This is a genomic window from Streptomyces sp. NBC_00829 (genome assembly GCF_045161795.1).
Lineage (GTDB): Bacteria > Actinomycetota > Actinomycetes > Streptomycetales > Streptomycetaceae > Streptomyces.
The window spans coordinates 5,199,299-5,216,985 of sequence record NZ_CP108867.1; the positions used below are offsets into that span (position 1 = coordinate 5,199,299).

22 protein-coding genes are annotated in these 17,687 nt (G+C 68.8%); 3 read left to right on the forward strand and 19 right to left on the reverse strand.

What is annotated here, in order from left to right; translation table 11 throughout:
• Positions 1-22 precede the first annotated feature (22 nt).
• A complete protein-coding gene (locus OG293_RS22970; RefSeq protein WP_406000663.1) occupies positions 23-988 on the forward strand; it encodes a trypsin-like serine peptidase in 966 nt (321 codons plus the stop codon).
• A 364-nt stretch (positions 989-1,352) separates the two neighbouring features.
• On the opposite strand, the gene OG293_RS22975 is transcribed toward OG293_RS22970, so the two are convergent.
• The 11 genes from OG293_RS22975 to OG293_RS23025 form a co-directional block, all read right to left on the reverse strand.
• Positions 1,353-1,697 carry a hypothetical protein gene (locus tag OG293_RS22975; protein WP_406000664.1) on the reverse strand — a complete coding sequence of 115 codons (345 nt, stop codon included), beginning with the start codon at positions 1,695-1,697 and terminating at the stop codon, positions 1,353-1,355.
• A 90-nt stretch (positions 1,698-1,787) separates the two neighbouring features.
• Positions 1,788-2,216 (reverse strand): glycine-rich domain-containing protein, encoded by a 429-nt coding sequence (locus OG293_RS22980; RefSeq protein WP_406000665.1) that lies wholly within the window; start codon positions 2,214-2,216, stop codon positions 1,788-1,790.
• Between the two features lie 162 nt (positions 2,217-2,378).
• Complete coding sequence (locus OG293_RS22985; RefSeq protein WP_406000666.1) at positions 2,379-2,597, reverse strand: hypothetical protein; 219 nt, start codon at positions 2,595-2,597, stop codon at positions 2,379-2,381.
• Positions 2,594-2,764: a hypothetical protein gene (locus OG293_RS22990; protein ID WP_406000667.1), complete on the reverse strand. Its 171-nt coding sequence runs from the start codon at positions 2,762-2,764 to the stop codon at positions 2,594-2,596. Before OG293_RS22990 ends, OG293_RS22985 begins: the two co-directional genes overlap by 4 nt.
• A gap of 266 nt (positions 2,765-3,030) precedes the next feature.
• The gene (locus OG293_RS22995) at positions 3,031-4,260 is read right to left on the reverse strand and encodes a helix-turn-helix domain-containing protein (RefSeq protein ID WP_406000668.1); all 1,230 of its coding nucleotides are present in this window, start codon (positions 4,258-4,260) and stop codon (positions 3,031-3,033) included.
• 105 nt (positions 4,261-4,365) lie between these two features.
• A complete protein-coding gene (locus OG293_RS23000; protein WP_406000669.1) occupies positions 4,366-4,635 on the reverse strand; it encodes a hypothetical protein in 270 nt (89 codons plus the stop codon).
• A gap of 739 nt (positions 4,636-5,374) precedes the next feature.
• Positions 5,375-5,716, reverse strand: a complete 342-nt coding sequence (locus OG293_RS23005) for a DUF397 domain-containing protein (protein WP_406000670.1) — start codon at positions 5,714-5,716, stop codon at positions 5,375-5,377.
• A 238-nt stretch (positions 5,717-5,954) separates the two neighbouring features.
• Positions 5,955-6,113, reverse strand: a complete 159-nt coding sequence (locus OG293_RS23010) for a hypothetical protein (RefSeq protein ID WP_406000671.1) — start codon at positions 6,111-6,113, stop codon at positions 5,955-5,957.
• The gene (locus tag OG293_RS23015) at positions 6,110-6,367 is read right to left on the reverse strand and encodes a hypothetical protein (protein WP_406000672.1); all 258 of its coding nucleotides are present in this window, start codon (positions 6,365-6,367) and stop codon (positions 6,110-6,112) included. Before OG293_RS23015 ends, OG293_RS23010 begins: the two co-directional genes overlap by 4 nt.
• Entirely contained in the window at positions 6,367-6,534 is a 168-nt protein-coding gene (locus OG293_RS23020) for a hypothetical protein (protein WP_406000673.1), read from the reverse strand. Before OG293_RS23020 ends, OG293_RS23015 begins: the two co-directional genes overlap by 1 nt.
• 20 nt (positions 6,535-6,554) lie before the next feature.
• Positions 6,555-6,800, reverse strand: a complete 246-nt coding sequence (locus OG293_RS23025) for a hypothetical protein (protein ID WP_406000674.1) — start codon at positions 6,798-6,800, stop codon at positions 6,555-6,557.
• 220 nt (positions 6,801-7,020) lie between these two features.
• Here OG293_RS23025 and OG293_RS23030 point away from each other — a divergent pair, with 220 nt between their 5' ends.
• The gene (locus tag OG293_RS23030; RefSeq protein ID WP_406000675.1) at positions 7,021-8,223 is read left to right on the forward strand and encodes a helix-turn-helix domain-containing protein; all 1,203 of its coding nucleotides are present in this window, start codon (positions 7,021-7,023) and stop codon (positions 8,221-8,223) included.
• Between the two features lie 38 nt (positions 8,224-8,261).
• Positions 8,262-8,978, forward strand: a complete 717-nt coding sequence (locus tag OG293_RS23035; RefSeq protein WP_406000676.1) for a RibD family protein — start codon at positions 8,262-8,264, stop codon at positions 8,976-8,978.
• Between the two features lie 58 nt (positions 8,979-9,036).
• Here OG293_RS23035 and OG293_RS23040 read toward each other — a convergent pair whose 3' ends face one another.
• The 8 genes from OG293_RS23040 to OG293_RS23075 form a co-directional block, all read right to left on the reverse strand.
• The gene (locus OG293_RS23040; protein ID WP_406000677.1) at positions 9,037-9,273 is read right to left on the reverse strand and encodes a hypothetical protein; all 237 of its coding nucleotides are present in this window, start codon (positions 9,271-9,273) and stop codon (positions 9,037-9,039) included.
• A gap of 20 nt (positions 9,274-9,293) precedes the next feature.
• On the reverse strand, positions 9,294-9,515 hold the full coding sequence (locus OG293_RS23045; protein WP_406000678.1) for a holin: 222 nt from the start codon (positions 9,513-9,515) through the stop codon (positions 9,294-9,296).
• Between the two features lie 22 nt (positions 9,516-9,537).
• On the reverse strand, positions 9,538-10,383 hold the full coding sequence (locus tag OG293_RS23050) for a peptidoglycan recognition family protein (RefSeq protein WP_406000679.1): 846 nt from the start codon (positions 10,381-10,383) through the stop codon (positions 9,538-9,540).
• A gap of 9 nt (positions 10,384-10,392) precedes the next feature.
• Positions 10,393-11,175: a PIG-L deacetylase family protein gene (locus OG293_RS23055; protein WP_406000680.1), complete on the reverse strand. Its 783-nt coding sequence runs from the start codon at positions 11,173-11,175 to the stop codon at positions 10,393-10,395.
• A gap of 66 nt (positions 11,176-11,241) precedes the next feature.
• Positions 11,242-11,613, reverse strand: coding sequence for a hypothetical protein (locus OG293_RS23060; RefSeq protein WP_406000681.1), 372 nt, complete (start codon positions 11,611-11,613; stop codon positions 11,242-11,244).
• Positions 11,614-11,616: 3 nt separating this feature from the next.
• Positions 11,617-12,051, reverse strand: coding sequence for a hypothetical protein (locus OG293_RS23065; RefSeq protein WP_406000682.1), 435 nt, complete (start codon positions 12,049-12,051; stop codon positions 11,617-11,619).
• Positions 12,052-12,063: 12 nt separating this feature from the next.
• Positions 12,064-14,376, reverse strand: a complete 2,313-nt coding sequence (locus tag OG293_RS23070; protein ID WP_406000683.1) for a carbohydrate binding domain-containing protein — start codon at positions 14,374-14,376, stop codon at positions 12,064-12,066.
• A complete protein-coding gene (locus OG293_RS23075) occupies positions 14,376-17,660 on the reverse strand; it encodes a hypothetical protein (RefSeq protein WP_406000684.1) in 3,285 nt (1,094 codons plus the stop codon). The genes OG293_RS23070 and OG293_RS23075 overlap by 1 nt, the downstream gene beginning before the upstream one ends.
• Positions 17,661-17,687: the final 27 nt, after the last annotated feature.

Sequence of the window (17,687 nt, forward strand, 5' to 3'; positions counted from 1 at the left end):
CATCCACCGGAAGGACAGTGCGTTGCACCCACGTCGTTCGTTGCCCCGTGCGATAGCCATCGCCCTCTGCGCCCTGACCCTCGCAGCCGGTCCCGCGCCGGCGCCGCCCCCGCCCCGGGTACCGAAGCCCACGGCCGAGGAGCGCTACTGGACGGCCGACAGGATGGCCGACGCGCTGCCGGCCGACTCCGCACGCGGCCCCGCCCCCTCCGATGTGCGGGCGGACCCGCCCCGCGGCACCAGGAAGGGCCAGTACGTCGACGGCCTGCCGATGGTGGGCACCTTCTTCTACGACGGCAGACCGCTGGGCGGCAGAGCCACCTCCTGCACCGGCAGCATCGTCCACAGCGCCACCAGAGATCTCGCCCTCACCGCCGGTCACTGCGGCAACGGTCTCAAGCGGGCGACCCACCGCATCTTCGTGCCGCGGTACCGCCACGGTGCCACCGCCGAGGCCCAGCCGAGCGGCGTCTTCGAGGTCGCGCGGGTCTTCGTCGACCCGCGGTACCGGCAGAACAGCAAGAAGGCCGTCTCCGATCTGGACTTCGCCTTCGCGCGCCTCGTCCCGAACAGCGGCGGCGAGGCCGAGGACGTCACCGGGGCACTCACCTTCACCCGGCCCTCCGGCTACCGCCACAGCGCCACCGTGATCGGCTACCCCAGCAGCGAGTCCGTCAACAAGCAGCACCGGGCCCTGCGCTGCGACGTCACCACGTCCCGGCTGACAGGCTTCCGGCAGATGCGGATGACCTGCGCCGGCTTCTACGGCGGGGTCTCCGGCGGCCCCTGGATCACGGGCTACAACGCCACCACCCGCACCGGCAGAATCATCGGCAACATCGGCGGCTACAACGGCGGCGGCAACGACCAGAACGTCGACTGGATCAGCTACTCACCGCTGTACGGCGTGGACGCCCAGGCCCTGTACGACGACGCCGTGGCCGGTACGGCCGATGCGGACATCAAGCGCCGGCCGTACCGGCGCTGACCGATCTGCCGCGTTCCACCCGCTCCACCCGCGCCGCCCCGCCGGAGCCGGACTACCGGGGCGGGTCGGGCAGCACTCCGGTCCGCGCGGCGAATTCGAGGGGCCCTTGAGCGATCAGGGTGAGTAACGGGACTCCCCCTATCCGCAACACGGAAATGACAACGCCCCCACCCGAAGGTGAGGGCGCCGCCGACCACTCCGATCCGCCTGGGGAGGACGCGGAGGGCCGGTCTGGAATGGCCGGCACCTGCCTTTCGCGTGAGGGCGGCCCGTCCGTCGCGACGAGGCTGAGTCTTTGAGGGAGAGCCCCGGCCTGTCCGCGACGGGGGACGCAGACAGACCGGGGCGGCCGAGGGCACAGGCGTCACTCGATGGTGAGGCGGCCCGTGCGCAGGCTGGTGTGGTTGGCGAAGAGGGCGTCGAGGTGGAACTCGCGGGTCAGGTCACCGGTCCACTTCGCATCGGGCAGATCACGGTAGACGGGTGCGTTGACGGTGCGGGCCCTGTTGCACTGGGTGAGGATCCACCGGGCCTGCGTCTGGCTGGTGGGCGGGTTGGTGTACATGCTCGCGGCCAGCCGCCACAGGTGGTCACCCGTCGCGACGTCCGGGTCGATGACACCGACGATGGCGACATCCCCGAGGCCGCGGGAGTCACTCGACTGCGTGGTGTACGCGACGGTCAGGCACTCCAGCGGGAAGACCGTCATGCGGCTGCAAGCGGAGAGAAGGCCAACCACAGCGGCTCCGTTCTGTGAGTGGCGCGCGGCCGCCTCCTCGACGGCCGCGCGGGGATCGGGCTAGCAGCAGGGGCCGTCGCCGCAGCAGGTCGGTTCGTTGCAGTCCGCTTTCGTGCCCCACAGGGACTCGTCGACCACGTAGCCGAAGGCGCGCATCTTCGCGACGGCGTCGACCATCGCCGCTTGGTCGCGGTACCGGGAGTTCGGGGCGTGGTGGATGTACCGGCCGTACCGTTCCTGGCACCAGGCTGTGTACTCCGGGCTGTGCAGCAGGAACGTGTGCCACGCCGGGTCGACGAGCTTGCTCGGCGAGAGGCTCTCGCCGGTGCGGCCCATGACGTCGAGGAACGCGAGGCCCTGATCCATCACGCGTTCGGCGACAGATCGTTCGAGGCCGTACTCGCCGGCGCAGAAGTCGGTGAGACGGTCGAATAACTCGGCGTTGACGAGCGTGCGGCCGTTGACCTGTTCCGTTGCAAGAGCGGTCATGCGATGCTCCTTGGTGTGTGCTCGGCGCGGGGCCTTCCCCCATGCCGTCGTGCACGTGCTGGGCCCTTGGGCCCATCTCCGCCTCGGCCGATGCATCCGGCCAGGAAACGCGGCCGAAGCGGAGGCCCGCGCGCCACCTGTCGGCTGGCAGCGGGCGGGAGTTCAAGAGCAGGCCCACACCTCGACGTCGAGGACGTGCACGCCGAGCTGGCCGCGAGCCTTGCCGCAGGGCACGGCGACGGTGGTGAGTGGCGTGTCGCAGGCGTAGCAGGCTCGGCCTGCGTACGCCTCCCAGCCGAGAGTGCTGGCGTGCGGGACTGGCGTCTGCCGGCAGGGGAGCCGAGGGGGCCGGGCCGGGGTGTCGATGGTCGGCGCGGTCACTGTGGCTCCGGTCCGCGGTGTGGCCACGACTTGCGGGCGTACGCGTGCCAGTGGTCACCCTTGGCGTGCGGAGCGAGGGTGCAGCGCAGCTCGGTGCCCGGCTTCCGGATCCAGCAGTAGCAGGGAATCACGACGCGGCCCGGGGTGGTGTACGGGAGTGCGGTCACCGCGCCGCCCCCATGGCCAGCGGCGTGAGCCCGCGTTGCTCACGGCACGGCGCGCACGCGTACAGCGTGACCGGCGGGCCTGAGGAGCGCTCAGCACACTGCACCGGCAGGGCCGTCCCAGAAGTGCTCCTGTGGAAGTGACACCAAGTGGTCGGCAGTTGGGCCTGCTCAGGCCCTGTCTCCGTGTCCATACGACCGACCGTAGAAGCGTATGACCCGTGTCATGGGTACACGCGATACCCCCTTGATCCCGGTACAGAATGTACCTACACAGTTACCCCGAGTCCTCGGGCAAGGGCTCGCGCGCTCGGCCGGATCGCCGCCGGTCCCGACTCCACCAGATCCGCGACCGTGCTGCGGGCGAACAGGTTGTAGCGGACGGTCTCCGGTGAGGTCTCCTGTGCCTGCCTCAAAAAGTGGACGACCGCCACGTCCTCCCCCGCCAGGCTGTGCGCGCGGGCCTGCTCGACTGCATGGAAGCTGCGTCGCGTCGCCGACGGCATCGACTCCAGGTCAAGGTCTCCTGCCGCCTGCACAGCGGATGTGGTCTGGGCCATGTCCACCTGCATCGTCAGCTGGTAGGCGTCGACCATGCCCCGCCCGAAGATGAGGTACGGGTGGCTGTACGCGTCGCCGAGAGTGCGCGCCGCAGCATCCGCCTTCGCCCAGTGATACTCGGCGGAACCCGTCCGGCCGATCTTCGCGTACGACAGGGCCACCGCGAGGTGCAGTAGACCGTGCCGGGCCGTGTCCTCTTGGCCCCTGCCCGGGCGGAGCAGCTCTGCTGCTTTCATCGCCAGCTCGACGCGCGCCTCGTGTGCTTCTCCAGCGTCCCGGTAGACGTGGTTCATGTACCAGGCTGCTCCGGCGATGGCGTGCGGGTCATCAGCGTCCTGTGCTGCGGCCATGGCCCGATCGCCGGTGAGCATGACCAGCTCGGGAGCGGGCTGGAAACTGAGGTACAGCTGGGTGAGGTGGTAGGTCTCGGCCAACGCGGCAAGCGCCCTGCGGCGATCGGTGCCGTCGAGCGCGCGGCTGGCGTACTGCGCATCCGCGAGCAGGCCGGGGAGGACGTCGGCCACGTTCGTGCGGTGGTCGCCGATGCCGTGCCAGAGCAGCCACGCTTGCCGGACCCGCGTCGTCAGGTCCGTGACGCGGGCTGGCTCGTCGGTGGTCTGGAAGCGGTATGTGGTGAGGGCGCCTCGGACCCGCTGCAACGCAGGGTGTGCGGCATTGCTGTACGTGGCCGCGGTGACGCGGTCGTCGCCGGTGAGGGCGGACAGGGAGTGGACGTCGAGGACGTCGGCCATTCGCATCAGCATGGGCAGGCGGGGCATGCGGAGGCGGCCGGACTCGATGGCCTTCCACCACTCGTATGACTTGCCGACGCGGGCGGCTGCGGCGGCGCGTGTGACTCCCTTGCGCTCCCGTGCGCGGCGGACGCGTTGGCCGAAGGTGCTGACGTCTACTGCCGGTGTGTCGGTGGGATCGGGCATACTGGGCTCCGTTCTGACCTAGACACTCGGAACGCTACTCCCCTTCTCTGGAGGGGAAAAAGCGAAAGCGCCCCCTCCAGAGAAGGGGAGAGCGGGCGTCACGTTTCAGCGGAGCATCGCGATGATTCCGGTCGCCGCGCCAGCCGCACCAGCGAGGACACCAATCGTCGGCAGCGGCCAGCGCCCACGCTCCAGAGCACGGATGCGGACCTCGCGGCGGTAGTCGTCGCGGGTCCGCTCCTCGATGCCGGTCAACCGGGAGACGTACCGCTCGGCGTACGCCAAAAACGGGATGTCGCCCGGTACGGCCGGCTCCTCGACCAATCCCTGCCCGTGCGCCCAGCCGCGCGGCCACTGCCCACCGTGCGCCTCCACGAGGGCCTAGAACTGGTCGGCTGCCTCGGGCTCACCGAACCGCTCGCTCTGCCACTCGCCGTCCTTCCGGGGCCGTTCCACGATGCTCGCCATGGCCCGACGGTAGGGCTGACACAGGCAGTTGTGTTCCCGTTGTGTTCCCAGGTTCTGGGCATGACTAAGGGCTGACCCGTTTTCACAGGTCAGCCCTTGATCATTCAGGGTGAGTAACGGGACTCGAACCAGTTTCGTTACCCATATTTGACCTGCGGTGATGCTGAAAACCGTGCCAAATGGGTGCAGTTCGATGCCGTTCAATGCCACTCGACACCTCGAAAAACCAGGCGGGACCCCCGTGGGGGCGCGCCCTTTGGAGATCGCACAGCGGGCTGCCGGGTGAGTAGAAAACGCCCTATCCGCAATTGGGGAAATGGCAACGCCCCCACCCGAAGGCGGGGGCGCCGCCGACCACTCCGATCCGCCTGGGGGAGGACGCGGAGGGCCGGTCTGGAATGGAGCCCCGGTCTGCCCGCGACGGGGACGCGGACAGACCGGGGCCGTTCATGGGTTACGCGGGCGGCGCGCCATTGGCGAGGCGGCCCATCGGGGTCGATCCTCCGCAGCCCTCGCACGACACGAGGACCATGCCCTCATAGATCAGCGGGACTGTCTGCCGGCCCTTGCACTCCCGGCAAGGAGTGCCGCGGAATCTCTGGATGCTCCGGTGCGCTGCGGCGACCTGGTCCGAGTTCATGGCCGGTCAGGGGGCCACGATTGCGGCGGCCTCTTCCATCTCCTGATCGGTGGCCATCAGGTCGTCGAATTCGCCCGACTTCACACCCTCGAAGAACTTGGTGATCTCGGCGCGGCTGAAGTAGAGGACGGGGCTGTCCGTGTCTTTGTCGTCCGAGACTGCGACCATGCGCGTCCCGTCCGGGATGCTGAAGTGCGGGTGCCCCTTCGCGTCCGGCGCTTCGGCGAGGATGACGCACTCCTTCAGGATCGGGTCGAGGTCGGTCCGGCTGGCCTTGCGCCAGTCCAGCCCGGGGGCATGCGAGTTCTCGAACGGCTTGCTGGTGCGTCCATTGCTGATAGTGCCCATTGGTGGTGTCCTCTCAGTGGGATGTGTTCTGTCCTTGCAACCCGCTCCGACCGGGGGTTTCCTGGCGGGAGTCATCCGGCCGGGGCGGGGATCAGGGGCGGTCGTAGCCCGGCCTGCCCGCGACGGGGGCACGGGCAGACCGGGCACGGCACCCGCCGGCGGCCGATCGGCGACGGCCACGGGCGGGGCGGGGTCCTGCCGCACTAACAGGGACGGGGTGCAGAGTGCGGGCAGGGGTCTAGGTGCGGCTGGTGCGGCGGCAGTCCGGGTCGCCCGCAGGGTGCCGGAGGCTGTCCGGACGGGCGCCGCTCGCCGAGAACTGCTCGACCCGCTCGGCCTTTCCGAGGATGGGCCTGTCGCACAGGCAGCAGAAGCGGATACCGCTCATGCCTGTCATGACGGCTCCCGATGAAGCGGGTTGCCGGGGGCGGGGACGGTGCAGAAGAAGGCCGTTGTCGTCGCCCGGAACGAGCGGTGATCCGTGTTCCTGCCCGTGTGTGCCAGCGCCCACAGCTCCGGGTCCGCCTTGCTGTCGCTGGCCTGCGAACCTTCAGTGCACGTCGTGCACGTCAGCTCGAAGATCGGGCCGGACGCGCCGGGCGTGCGGTCGATGCCGAGGATCCAGTCGGCGAGCTTGATGACTGAGCGCATCACAGCACCCCGGATACGCGGGCAGAGCCGACCTGGGCCACCTTGTCCTGGCGGAGCAAGTACGACAGGTGCGCGTACAGGTGCTCAGCCTCGACGCGGGACAGCACGAGGTCGGCGTTCCCCTGCGAGCGGTCGAGGGACCAGAGTTCCAGCGGGATTGTGCCCACGGTGGTGTGTCCTGCTGCCGTCACAGCAGTTCTCCGGTTGATCGAGCGTTCGCCTGCGTCACGCCGAACATCAGCCGCTCGCTGGGCGTGGCCGGGCGAAGGCCTTCCGCATCGGACTCCCACTCGCGTCCGCCCTCCGCCGAGCGGAGCTGCCAGTGCACGCCGACGTGGTCCATAACCCGACCCACCCGCCGGGCGATCACGTCCCAGACCAGATCATCAATGGCGGGCTCGTACCCGTCCGTTCGGGCGGTACCTTGTCGCATGTCGACTCCTTCACAGTCGGCCACGCCCCCGGACCGTCGCGAGCGGTCGCGGGGGTCTGGCGTCTGGGCTTCCACCCCAGCCAAACGCGTGCCGCGCACCACCGCCCCCGGCGGATGCAACAGACGCTGCGCGTATGCAGACCCTGCATACGCATACGTCCGGACCGCTACCGTGGGTACCTTCTTGACGCCCCTTAGCCACCGCACACCAGGACCGGACATGGCGCAGTCAGCACACCATCGCGGCGCCGGCACTGCCATTGCAGCCGCTCGCCGCGAACGTGGTTGGACCCAACAGCAGCTCGCTGACATGTGCGGGTACAGCCAGAGCACCATCAGTAGGCTGGAGCGCGGCCGACAGTCCGCGGGAGATGTGGACGTGCTCGCGCTGGTGGCCGACCGGCTTGGGATCTCGCCCTCAGATGTCGGTCTGGCCGGAGACGCCAAGGACAATACGGCCGTGAATCGTCGTCACTTCCTGGGCGCTGCGGCAGTCCTCGGCCTAAACGCAACCCCCTCAGCCGCTGCACCCCGCCGCCCTGTTAACCCTGCCGTTGTCGGACACCTGCGCCGTCTGCGCGGAACCCTGGTCCAGTCCGACAGCCTTTACGGTCCGCAATGCGTCATAGGCGCAGTTCAAGACCACTTAGCCGTCATCGAGCAGCAGCTTCTCCCCGCTGCCACGGGAAGGCTGCGCTTCGATGTCCTCGAAGTGGCCTCGGAGTGGGCCGAGTTCGCGGGCTGGCTCTATGAGGATCTTGGCCAGGGAGATCTCGGGTTGTGGTGGTCCGATCGGGCCATGGAATGGGCGCAAGAGGCGGATGATCCCGTGCGTCAGGCGTTCATCCTGATGCGCAAGGCTCAGCAGTCCGTTGGACTCATGCAGCAGCAGCGAGCCGTCGGCCTGGCGGAGGCCGCGCTGCGCGTCCGCGGCGATGTTCCCGTACGCATCCGCGCGTCGGCCCACCTCCAAGCGGCGCACGGCCACGCGCTCATCGGCGAGGGCACGGCAGCGGACCGCGCGCTGGACACCGCCCGCGAACTCGTCGACGGAGATCACACCCCGAGCGATCAACTGGGCGGATACTGCGTCCCCTCCTACGTCGACGCCCAACGCGCCGCTTGTCACTTGCGTCTGGGTAGACCGGCCGACGCCGTGGCCACCTACCGGCAGGCCCTGGGCGACTGGCCCCCCGTCTATCAGCGTGAGCGCGGGCTGCACCTGGCCAGGTTGGCGAATGCTCACGCCGCCGACCGGACTCCGGACGCCGCCTGCCTGACCGCGATGGAAGCGCTGGAGATCACCCGCGAGACGGAGTCGCGCCGCACCAAGACAGAACTTCGCCGGGTCGTAACCGGCCTTGCCCCGTGGCGGCGGACCGCGATGGTGCAGGACTTAGCCGAGGCGGTCGCCGAGGTGTGACTAGATTGCCGGTACCACCATCTGCCTGGAGGAGAGCGATGCACATCAGCGAGCTGGTCGGCACTGACGAGTGGCACACCGTCGAGGGGCGGCCGTACGTCGTGTACAAGTACGCGGCCACGCTGGACGGACGCATCGCAGCGGTGGACAGCACAAGCCAGTGGATCACCAGTGTGGAATCCCGTGCCGAGGTGCATTCTTTGCGGGCGGCCTGTCAGGCGACCGTCGTCGGCTCTGGAACGCAGCGGGCTGATGACCCGCATCTCGCCGTGCGTTCGAGGAAGGACGACCCAAACCTTCAGGTGGCCGTGCCCGTCGACGAGCAGCCGTGGCGCGTCATCATCGATACCAACGCCGGCACTCCGTCCGGCGCCCGCGTCCTCGACGCCGCTGCACCCACGATGATCGCCGTTGCCGAAGACGCCGACGCCTCCCACCTGGAAGGTGCTGCCACTGTTGTACGGCTGCCGCGAGCAAAACAGGGTCTGGATATTGAGGCGTTGCTGCGCGAGCTACACCATCGCGGCGTGCGCGGCATGTTCCTGGAAGGCGGACCCACGCTCGCCGCGTCCTTCGTGTCGGCCGGGCTGGTAGACCGCATCATCGCCTACATCGCGCCTGCGCTCCTCGGCCGCGGCAAGAGCGCGCTCCAGGGCGGCACCATCGAGACGATGGATGACATCCTCCGGTACGAGCTGATCGACGTGGCTCGGTCCGGCCCGGACGTGCGACTGGTTGCCCGCCCACGAAGCTGAGGCTGCACGCACGAAAGTGCCCCCTGCCCTCCCCCGAAGGGAGAACAGGGGGCAGGCTTCAGCGGAGCATCGCGATAATTCCGGTCGCCGCGCCAGCCACACCAGCGAGGACACCAATCGTCGGCAGCGGCCAGCGCCCACGCTCCAGAGCACGGATGCGGGTCTCGTGGTCGCTTAGGTCGTCCTTCACTTCCTTGTAGTCGCCGAGGAGCCCGTCCAGCTTGGTCTCCACCCGGGATACGGCGTCGTGCAGGGATCTCATCTCCTGGTACATCTGTGCCGGGCTGATGTACACGCCCGGGTCTTGCGGCACGCTCACCGCACGTCGAAGCGCGGCGAGTGCTTCGCGCGGTAGCCGCTGACGAACGCGATCGCCGCAGGAACGACGGCGAGGACGAACGGCGTGAGGCCGTCGGGCATCCACTCCAGCAACCTCGCGTTGTCGTGGACCACGGCGAGGGCCCCGAGGAGCCCAGTCGACGCGAGGTACGTGGCGACCGAGGCGGCGGTGACCTTCTTCTCAACAGGTGCAGCCATGACGGTTCCGTTTCTGTGAGGGTTACTGGGCAAGGCGGGCGGCGAGTTTCGCGGCGGTGAGTTCCGCGATGCGTTCGGCGAGGGTCGGTGAGGTGGAGACCTGCGCGACGAGCGCCTCCAGCTGCGCAGGAGTCAGCTCCGGAGCGCTCGGAAGCGCGTCGACCTTGGCGGCCAGAGTCACCAGCCCGGCAAGGGCCTTGCTGGCGTTCTGGTCGGTGGTGACGAGGAAGTTGAAGGCGTCCCGGTCGGGGAAGCGAGTGCCCTTGTACGTCCACGGGGCGACCGCGCGCTGCTCGTACAGGGCCTTCAGCTGGGCGGCCTGCTCAGGGGTCATGTCGTCCTCCTCGGACGGTGCGGGGGTGTCGGTGGGGCGGGGCGCGCCGCGCTGCACCCACGCGTAGAGGGGTCCGCCGGGGCAGGCTGTGGCGTAGCCGTCGCGGTGGCCCTTGACCTCGGGCCCGGCTCCGTTGGCGCGTAGCAGGTCGATGCCGTCGCGGATCGAGCCGAGCATGGCGTCTGTCGGATCGGTGAGCCCGGACGAACCGACGAGGCCGACGATCGCGTAATGCGCCTGGTTCAGCGTCTGGTTGCCGTTCGCCCCGGTGCGCTTCCGCAGGCCGCGGCCTTCGAGCAGGAACCCGTGCGGGCAGGCCGCATAGTTGTAGGCGACGTCCGAGTAGTTCTCGACCGTGTTCGCCAGGTGCGAGGCACGAATGTTCTTCCATTCGGCGATGCACGCGGCGTGGTCCGTCAGCAGAGTTCGGCTGACGGGCGCCCCCTCGTAGTGGACCTTGACTCCCATCGTCGTGGTCTGCGTCGGTGCGGCCGAGGCGGGCCAGCCCAACTGGGCGCGCGTCACAAGCTTCATCCGTCCCCCTCAGGGCTGCTTGACGATGCGGTCGGTCTTGCCGTCCTCGATGTCGAGGAAATTGGCGGGCACCGAGTGGTAGCCGATCGCGTACCGGCCGGCGCGCGGCGCCCACGCGCGGTACGCCTGCACCGCGGAGCGGACCATGCCGTTGATCGTGGCGGCCTTGTCGGCGGGCAGCGCGTACAGCTCGGAGCCGGCAGGGGTCTGCCCGGACCGGACCAGCCACCGACGGTCCACGATCCGCCGTGCCGCGTCGCTCGTCACGGCCAGGTTGTGCAGGGCCTGCCCGATCGCCGAATGGTTCGGGTCGGTGTCGCCCCACCAGGTCGTGTAGTGCCCGGCGTCCGGGTACTGCTCGGCGAAGTGCAGGATCAGTTCCTCGGCCAGCGGGACGCTGATGTTCGCCGGGCGGGTGAGCGCGCTTCCGTCGGCGAGCGGCACCGACCAGTCCATGTGAACCTCGGTCACGCCGAGCAGCGCGCATGCGTCGACCAGTTCGGCATCCCGCGCCGCCGCGAACGCGGCCTGGCTCAGGTACGGGATCTGCTCCCGGTCCGGGTAGTGGTCGTGCGCCGGCCACCAGCCGTTGTCTGTCTCGCCGTTGAGGGCGGCCCGGATCGTCGACGTGCTGCCGTCCGTCACGGAGACGACGTGCACCTCCCGGCCGACCAGCGCATGGTGGGCTATGACCGTGCCCATCCACAGCGTCTCGTCGTCCTGGTGCGGCGCGTAGAAGATGATCGGCCGACCAGCAGGCTGCACGGGTACGGGGTCTGTCTCGGTGATCAACGGCCCCCCTCAGGGCATGAAAAATGCCGCCTCGACGGGCGGCGATGGGAGCGGCACGAGCAGCGGTCAGGCGACCAGGGCGACCCACCCGCAGGCGATCGATGCCCACGTTGCCGTGGCGCCGGATGTGCCGGACTGGAAGAACGGGGTGAACTGCGTCGTCGACACGCTGGTCCCGCGCGCGTTCCAGCGGGACGTAGAACCCGCTGTCGACGGGATCGTGACCAGCACGACGGGGGCCACCGAGAACGGGGCGCCCGAGAACGTGACGGCCGACGCGGTGTATTGGTCGAGGCTGGTGAAGCTGATCGACAGGGTGCCGGTTTTTAGCTCGCGCCCGATCAGGATGTTGAACTGGTCGCGGATCTCGGCGTTGAGCATCGTCGCCGACACGGTCTCGCCGACCACCCAGGTCCGCGGCGTCGCCAAGTTGGCCATCGACTACCCCCCAAGGATCAGTTCGGCAGCCGATGGCTGCGGACGTTCAGGGTTGGCCGGGTCGTCGTCGTGCCACCAATTCCGGGCCGGCGGCGCGAGACTCAACAGCTCGTCCTCGACCGCGTCGACGTCGTCAGGGAACACGAGCTTGATCCAGCCGTAGCCGCACTCCGGGCAGGCGTACCGCGGATCGTCCGGGGAGACGACAAGCGCCGATCCGCACAGGCAGTCCGCGATCCACCGGCCATGGTTGATCCGGGCGTAGTACTGCTCACCGAGCACGACTCCTTCGGGCCGGACGATGCGGCGCTGCTGCATCAGCTCCAGCCACGCGAACGCCCGCTCGGCGACGGGCATCGTGTCCCAGGCGTCGGCCTTCAGGGACCGGGGCGGGAGGTAGAACTGTTCGCCCCGCACGATAGGGATCACCTTGGACATGCACGCGTCCTCTCAGTAGGCGAGCCGGGTCGTGGACGCGAGCACGCTGTAGACGGGATCGCCGAGGACCCACACCGAGTCGGTGTCCGACCGGGAGGTGTGGAACTGGATGCGGTGCGACCGGTACTTGATCGTCTCGGAGTAGCCCTCGATCGTGACCCGCAGTGTCGACGCGAGGGACTGCGCGGGCATGCTCGTCACGGAGAACAACTCGCTGATGTCGCCGTCGAGGATTTCCGCATACGCCGCGAGGGAGTACGCCTCGATCGGTACCTCGCGCAGCTCCGGCGGCGGGTCGGCGAACCGGGACACCATCCAGTTCGCCGCGTCCAGCACCGAACCATCCGAGGTCTTCAACAGGTTCAGGTCTTGCTGATACACGCCGTACGCCGAGCGGCTCGCCGTGTTGATGACGCGCTGCGTCGCCCCGGCCGGGCGGGAAGCCACGACCGTATTGACCAGCTTCTGATCGTCGTCCCGGATCTCCAGCTCGTCGGACTCGGTATCGGCGTAGGCGATCGTGAACACTTCACTCGCAGGGTCCGGGTTGTACCGCACGTCACGGGACTGGTAGGTCAGCCCGAAGTAGTCGCGCTCCGCGAACAGATGGCCCGACTCGGTCCGCTCGACTTCTTTCATGCGGGCCAGCGCCGTGGATCCGCCCGGACCCTGCCCGGCCATCGGGTCATGCGTGACGCCGACGACGCTGACCGTGCCGATGCCCGCGTACCCGGCGAGTCGCTGGATCCGGACGTCTGCATCCTCGCCCTCGAATGCGGTGGCGCCAGCTGCGTAGTGGGCGGCGAGCGTCGGCCCGAGGTTCCCGGACGGGATCGTGTAGAGAGCGAGGTGCGAGATGCTGCCGGAGAAGAGGCGCGTGTTGGCGTAGCCGCCGACGCGCAGGGTCCGCAGCCGGAACATCGTCGGAACCGCGCCCGTGGCCACGCTGACCCCGTCCACGTGGACCGTATTGGCGTTCTCGTCGTAGACGACGTGGTGCATCACGTCGTCGGCGAGATTCCCGGACGTGACCGATGCGGTCGTCAGCGCCGACCCGTCGTTCGTTGACTCGATCTGCAGAGCACCGCCCGCCGACAGGGCGAACACAATGACGTACTGCCCGTCGGTGGAACTGACGGCGAACAGTACGCGCGAGACGGTCGAGGTCTGGAACCAGCATTCGAAGTTGTTCCAGCCCGAATCCGACCGGGCCTGATACTGCGCACCCAGATCCGCCGAGAAGTACTTGCCCTGACTCGTACCCACCGGGGTGAGCAGCAGCACCGACTCCCCGGTCGCTGCCGGCCCCGTCCCGGAGCCGAACGCGGCGGTCCCGCCCGTGCTGACCTGGACGATGCCGAGCGACCCCGCGGTGATACCGGACAGGTCCCCCGCCGTGACCGACTCGGCCGGCTCGGTCAGCGGGTAGTACGCGATCGGCCCCGTCCGCAGCACCTCCTCTTCGAGGCACGAGCGCAGCGCAGGCTGACGGCCGAGGGCAAGCAGCAGATCGCTGCACGTGATGACCGCCGTCGAATAGAAGCCCTTCCACTTGGTCGGCCACTCGTTGACCCCACCCCAGAACCGGTCATGGGTCCGCGGCTCCGTGCCGCTGTACGTGGTGGCGCTGCTGCCTTCCTCGATCTGGCACGCGTCGACCCACGTCTGATGGCCAACGGTCGGCGTACCGATCGCGGCGACCCGTACCTGATGCGAGGTGGCCGTCGCAGTCCACGAGACGGTGAGCCGCTGAAAGGCTCCGGTGACCGTGGACTGCGCGCCGGTCGTGACCCCTGCGACGGTGAGCTGTACCGGGGTGTGCCCGGCCGGGACCCACACGTACGCGCTGAACGTGTACCGGCTGCCGACCTCCAGCCCCTGCACCACGGGGGATGTCATCGTCTGCGAGGCGACTCCGCCCCACGTGATGAGCATCGCCGACGCGCCGTCCTGAACATGCGTCGCCGACGCTGCGCGGGTCGGCGTGCCGCTGCTCGTCCACGCCGTGACCCCCGACTCGAAGGACGGGTTCGGCATCAGGTTCTTCGCGGTGGTGATGACCCGCACCCGCAGTGGCGTCCCCTTGCGGACGTTCGGGTAGTACGGGCTCGACGCCAGCCCAGCCGAGAACCGCCCGTCGCTGTTGTCGAGGCGGAGCGTGCACGTGCCGACCTGGATATCGGAGCGCTCATCCGACGCGCCCCGACTAATCGAAACCCCCTGATCGTGGACATCGACGTACTGCGTGATCTCAGTCCACGTGATCGAGCCGGGGGCGGTGAACACAGTCGACCCGAACCCGCACTCCACCACCAGCCGCGTCACTACCCCACCCCCAGCGCGATGTTCACACCCTGCGTCCGCTTCAGATTCAGCAGCATGCGCTGGATCTCCCGCGCCGTCGCGACAGGATCAATCGCCCCATGCACGTCGACCTGGATGCTCACCTGCGAAGCGGCAGTCCCCGCCGCAGCAGCAGCGGGCCGGCCGAGGACCGGGCGGGCCGCAGCGACCCGACCGGTGACCGCGCCGAGCGCCCGGTCGAGGAACGGGATCCCCTCGATCAGGCCGACACCGAGACCCTGCGTCGCATACCGGCCCTCGACCGCCATGACCCGCGACGGCGACCGGATACCGAGGGCCTTACGGATCGCGGACTGCATGCCCTTCGCGATCGACAGCATCAGGTTCTGGATGTCCTTCTGCTGGGCTGCGAGCCCAGTGAGGAACCCGCGGCCCGCCTGCCGCCCCGCGTCGTACATGGCGTCGGCCCCGGTCAGGGCCATGCCGGACGCAGCCTTGTCGATCTGGCCTTGTGCGGTGTTGATCTGCGAGAAAGTGAACCGGTCTGCTGAGGCAAGGGCGTTGGCGTATTCGAACCCGGCCTCGGGGCCCATGTCGAGGATCTGCCGCAGAAGTCCCTTGTGCAGGCCGCGCCGCCCCAGTTCGGCGATCTTCTTGGCGAACTGCTGCAGCCTCGCGAGCTTCCCGATCAGCCCGACCCGGATGCCCTCGCCGCTGACGTCCTCGCCGAGACCGAGCTGCTGCAGACCAGCACTCGACCGCGCATTGTCGGCGAGCGTGTTGGCGTACGCCTTCGCATCGGCGATGCGCTTTGCGAGGGCGGTCCGCTGATCGGCGAGCTTCATCAGCCTGGCGGTGTCCCGGTTGACCATCGCCACCAGACGGGAATCCTTGGTCGACTTGCTGCCCGACCAGGCTGCCCAGATGTCCTTGACCAGGTCGGCGGCGACCGCCTTAATCTTGCTCTTCTCCCCGGTCAGACCGACGATCATCCCCTTCGCGGTGTCAACCGCGAGAGCCTTCATCCTCTTCGACGGCGAGGCGATCTGCAGCTCCGCCCGCACCCCGGCCACCACGGCGGACGCCATGATCCGGGCCGATCCCTCCACCCCGGACACCGAACCGACCAGACCCGCGGACAGACCACGGCCCGCGTCCATCCCGGCACCAGCCATACGCATGGACGTGCGGTGGTCATAGACCTGCTCACCGCCCCGGAACCGGACGAGCTCCGGCCCTTCCTCACCGACCAGCGCCCACCCCGCCTCAGGCCTGCCGCCCTTGGCGAATTTGGGGAACCCGCCCTGCCCGGAATGCCCGGCCGGGTGACCGGTCACCCTGTAGTTCGTGGTGATCGTGACGCTCTTGTCCCGCACGGACCCGAGGTCGGCTTTGGCCTGCCGGATCGCAGCTTCGAGCTGGTCGATCCGGGCGCGGATCGCAGCCCTCCGCGAGTCCGGCACCCGCGCGAGCTGGTTCCTCGCATGGGCCAGCTTGGCTTGCAAGTCCTCCATGTTGCCGCGCAGCCGGGCAGTCTTGTCCGGCGTACGGAGGATCTGCGCCGCCAGCGCAGCAGCCTGCGCCCTCGTCAGGCCCATCGCCTGCGCCGACGACATCAGCTGGGCGCGGCCACGGGCATAGATCCCGTTGACCGTCGACCACGACGCGCCCGACTCCCGCGCCGACGAGGCCGCCTCATCGGTCCTGGCGGCGAGGTCGGTGAGCGCGGTCGCCGCCGTGCGGGCCTTCTCCGAGTTGAGGTTCAGCTGCCCGCCGGTCATCGTCAGTGCGCCGGCGTTCTTCTTCGCCGCCTCGGCCGCCGCATCGATCGCGGCCTCGAACCCGATCATGCCGCCGAGGCCCTGACGGTTCACGTCGTTCAGCGCCTGCAGCGACTGGCGCAGCCCGTCCGCCGAACGCTTCTGCCCATCCAACTTCGTCTGCACTGCCTGCGCCTGCGCACCGAACAAGCCCATGCTCGCGGCAGCGAGCTGCTCCTCGAAACGCTTGTTCTCCAGCGCCGCCCGATAGTCGCCGAGCTGCTTACGCAACTCGGCCGTGGTCATGCCCTGACTCTTCGCCCGAGCCGCGAGCGCGTCGAAACTCTTCGCCGCCATGTCCGCGTTGCCGCTGGTGACCATGTTCGCTAGCGACTTGTCGAGGTCGTCGAGAACACCCTTCCACCGCTTGACCGGCGTCGAATCCATGCCAAAGAAACTGGTGATCGACTGCTGTACCTGATCCAGTCCGGACGGGCGTGCCATACCGCGCAGCGCCTCATCGAACTCACGGAAATCCTCGCCGACCACGCGGGCTGCTTCGCCCGTCATGTGACCAGTCCGGCCGAACTTCCCGAGGCTGGTGGTCATCCGGTCGAGATCCGCGGGCGACCGCTTCCCCATCTCCATCAGGGAGCCCATCAGCACCAACAGCAGACCGACACCTGTACCGGCGACCGCAACCTTCACGCCGCGGGACATCGCGCCGAACGCCGCGGTGAACGACGCCATGCCGCCGGCTGCGCCGCCGGCTGCCGCGCGCATCGCGACGAGCTGCCCGCCGAACGCAGCAACCGCAGCACGAGCCCCAACGAATCCGAGCGCGGCCAGCTTCGCGACCCGCATCGCTACCGCAAGCTGCAGCAGCACCGTGATCACACCCGGCGGCACAGCGGACGCGAGCCGGGCGAGGACATCGACCGCCTGCAGCATGCCGACACCGACGTCGCCGCCGGCCTTGAGGAGATTCACCAGGGCCTCGCCGATGTGCTGCAGCACACTGCCGAGGAGCGGCCCGTTCGCCCGCGCGTACTCCATGAACTCCGACAGGCCGCCGCCGACCTTGCCCGAGTCCAGGCTCCGCAGGAAGCTGATCACACCGTCGTTGACCGAGCGCAGCGTGCCCGTCGCGAACCCTGAGAACTTGCCGACCAGCCGGTCGAACCCGGGCGACGCCATACCGCCGCCGACGATCGTCATCATCCGGTCGAGCTCGGTCGACGTACCCTTCACCAGCGGGGACAGCTTCGGCAGCAGCGCCCCGGCGATCGCCAGACCCTTCGTGAACGGGCCCATCGTGTCGCCAGCCAAACTGTTGGACCAGTCCTTGTAGTCGTCCTTCAGGATCGACAAAGCGACCGCGGCCTCGCGAGTGGCGGGCGGCAGCTTCGCCACCGACCGCACGTACTCCTCCTGCGCCTGGACCGCTTCCTTCGACCGGGCACCCGACTTCTCGACCGCGTCGTCGAACTTCTTCTGAGCCTGCGACGCCTCGCCGATCGCGACGATCTGCGGGCCGAGCGCCACCGCATACGCGCCAGCCGCGACACCCGC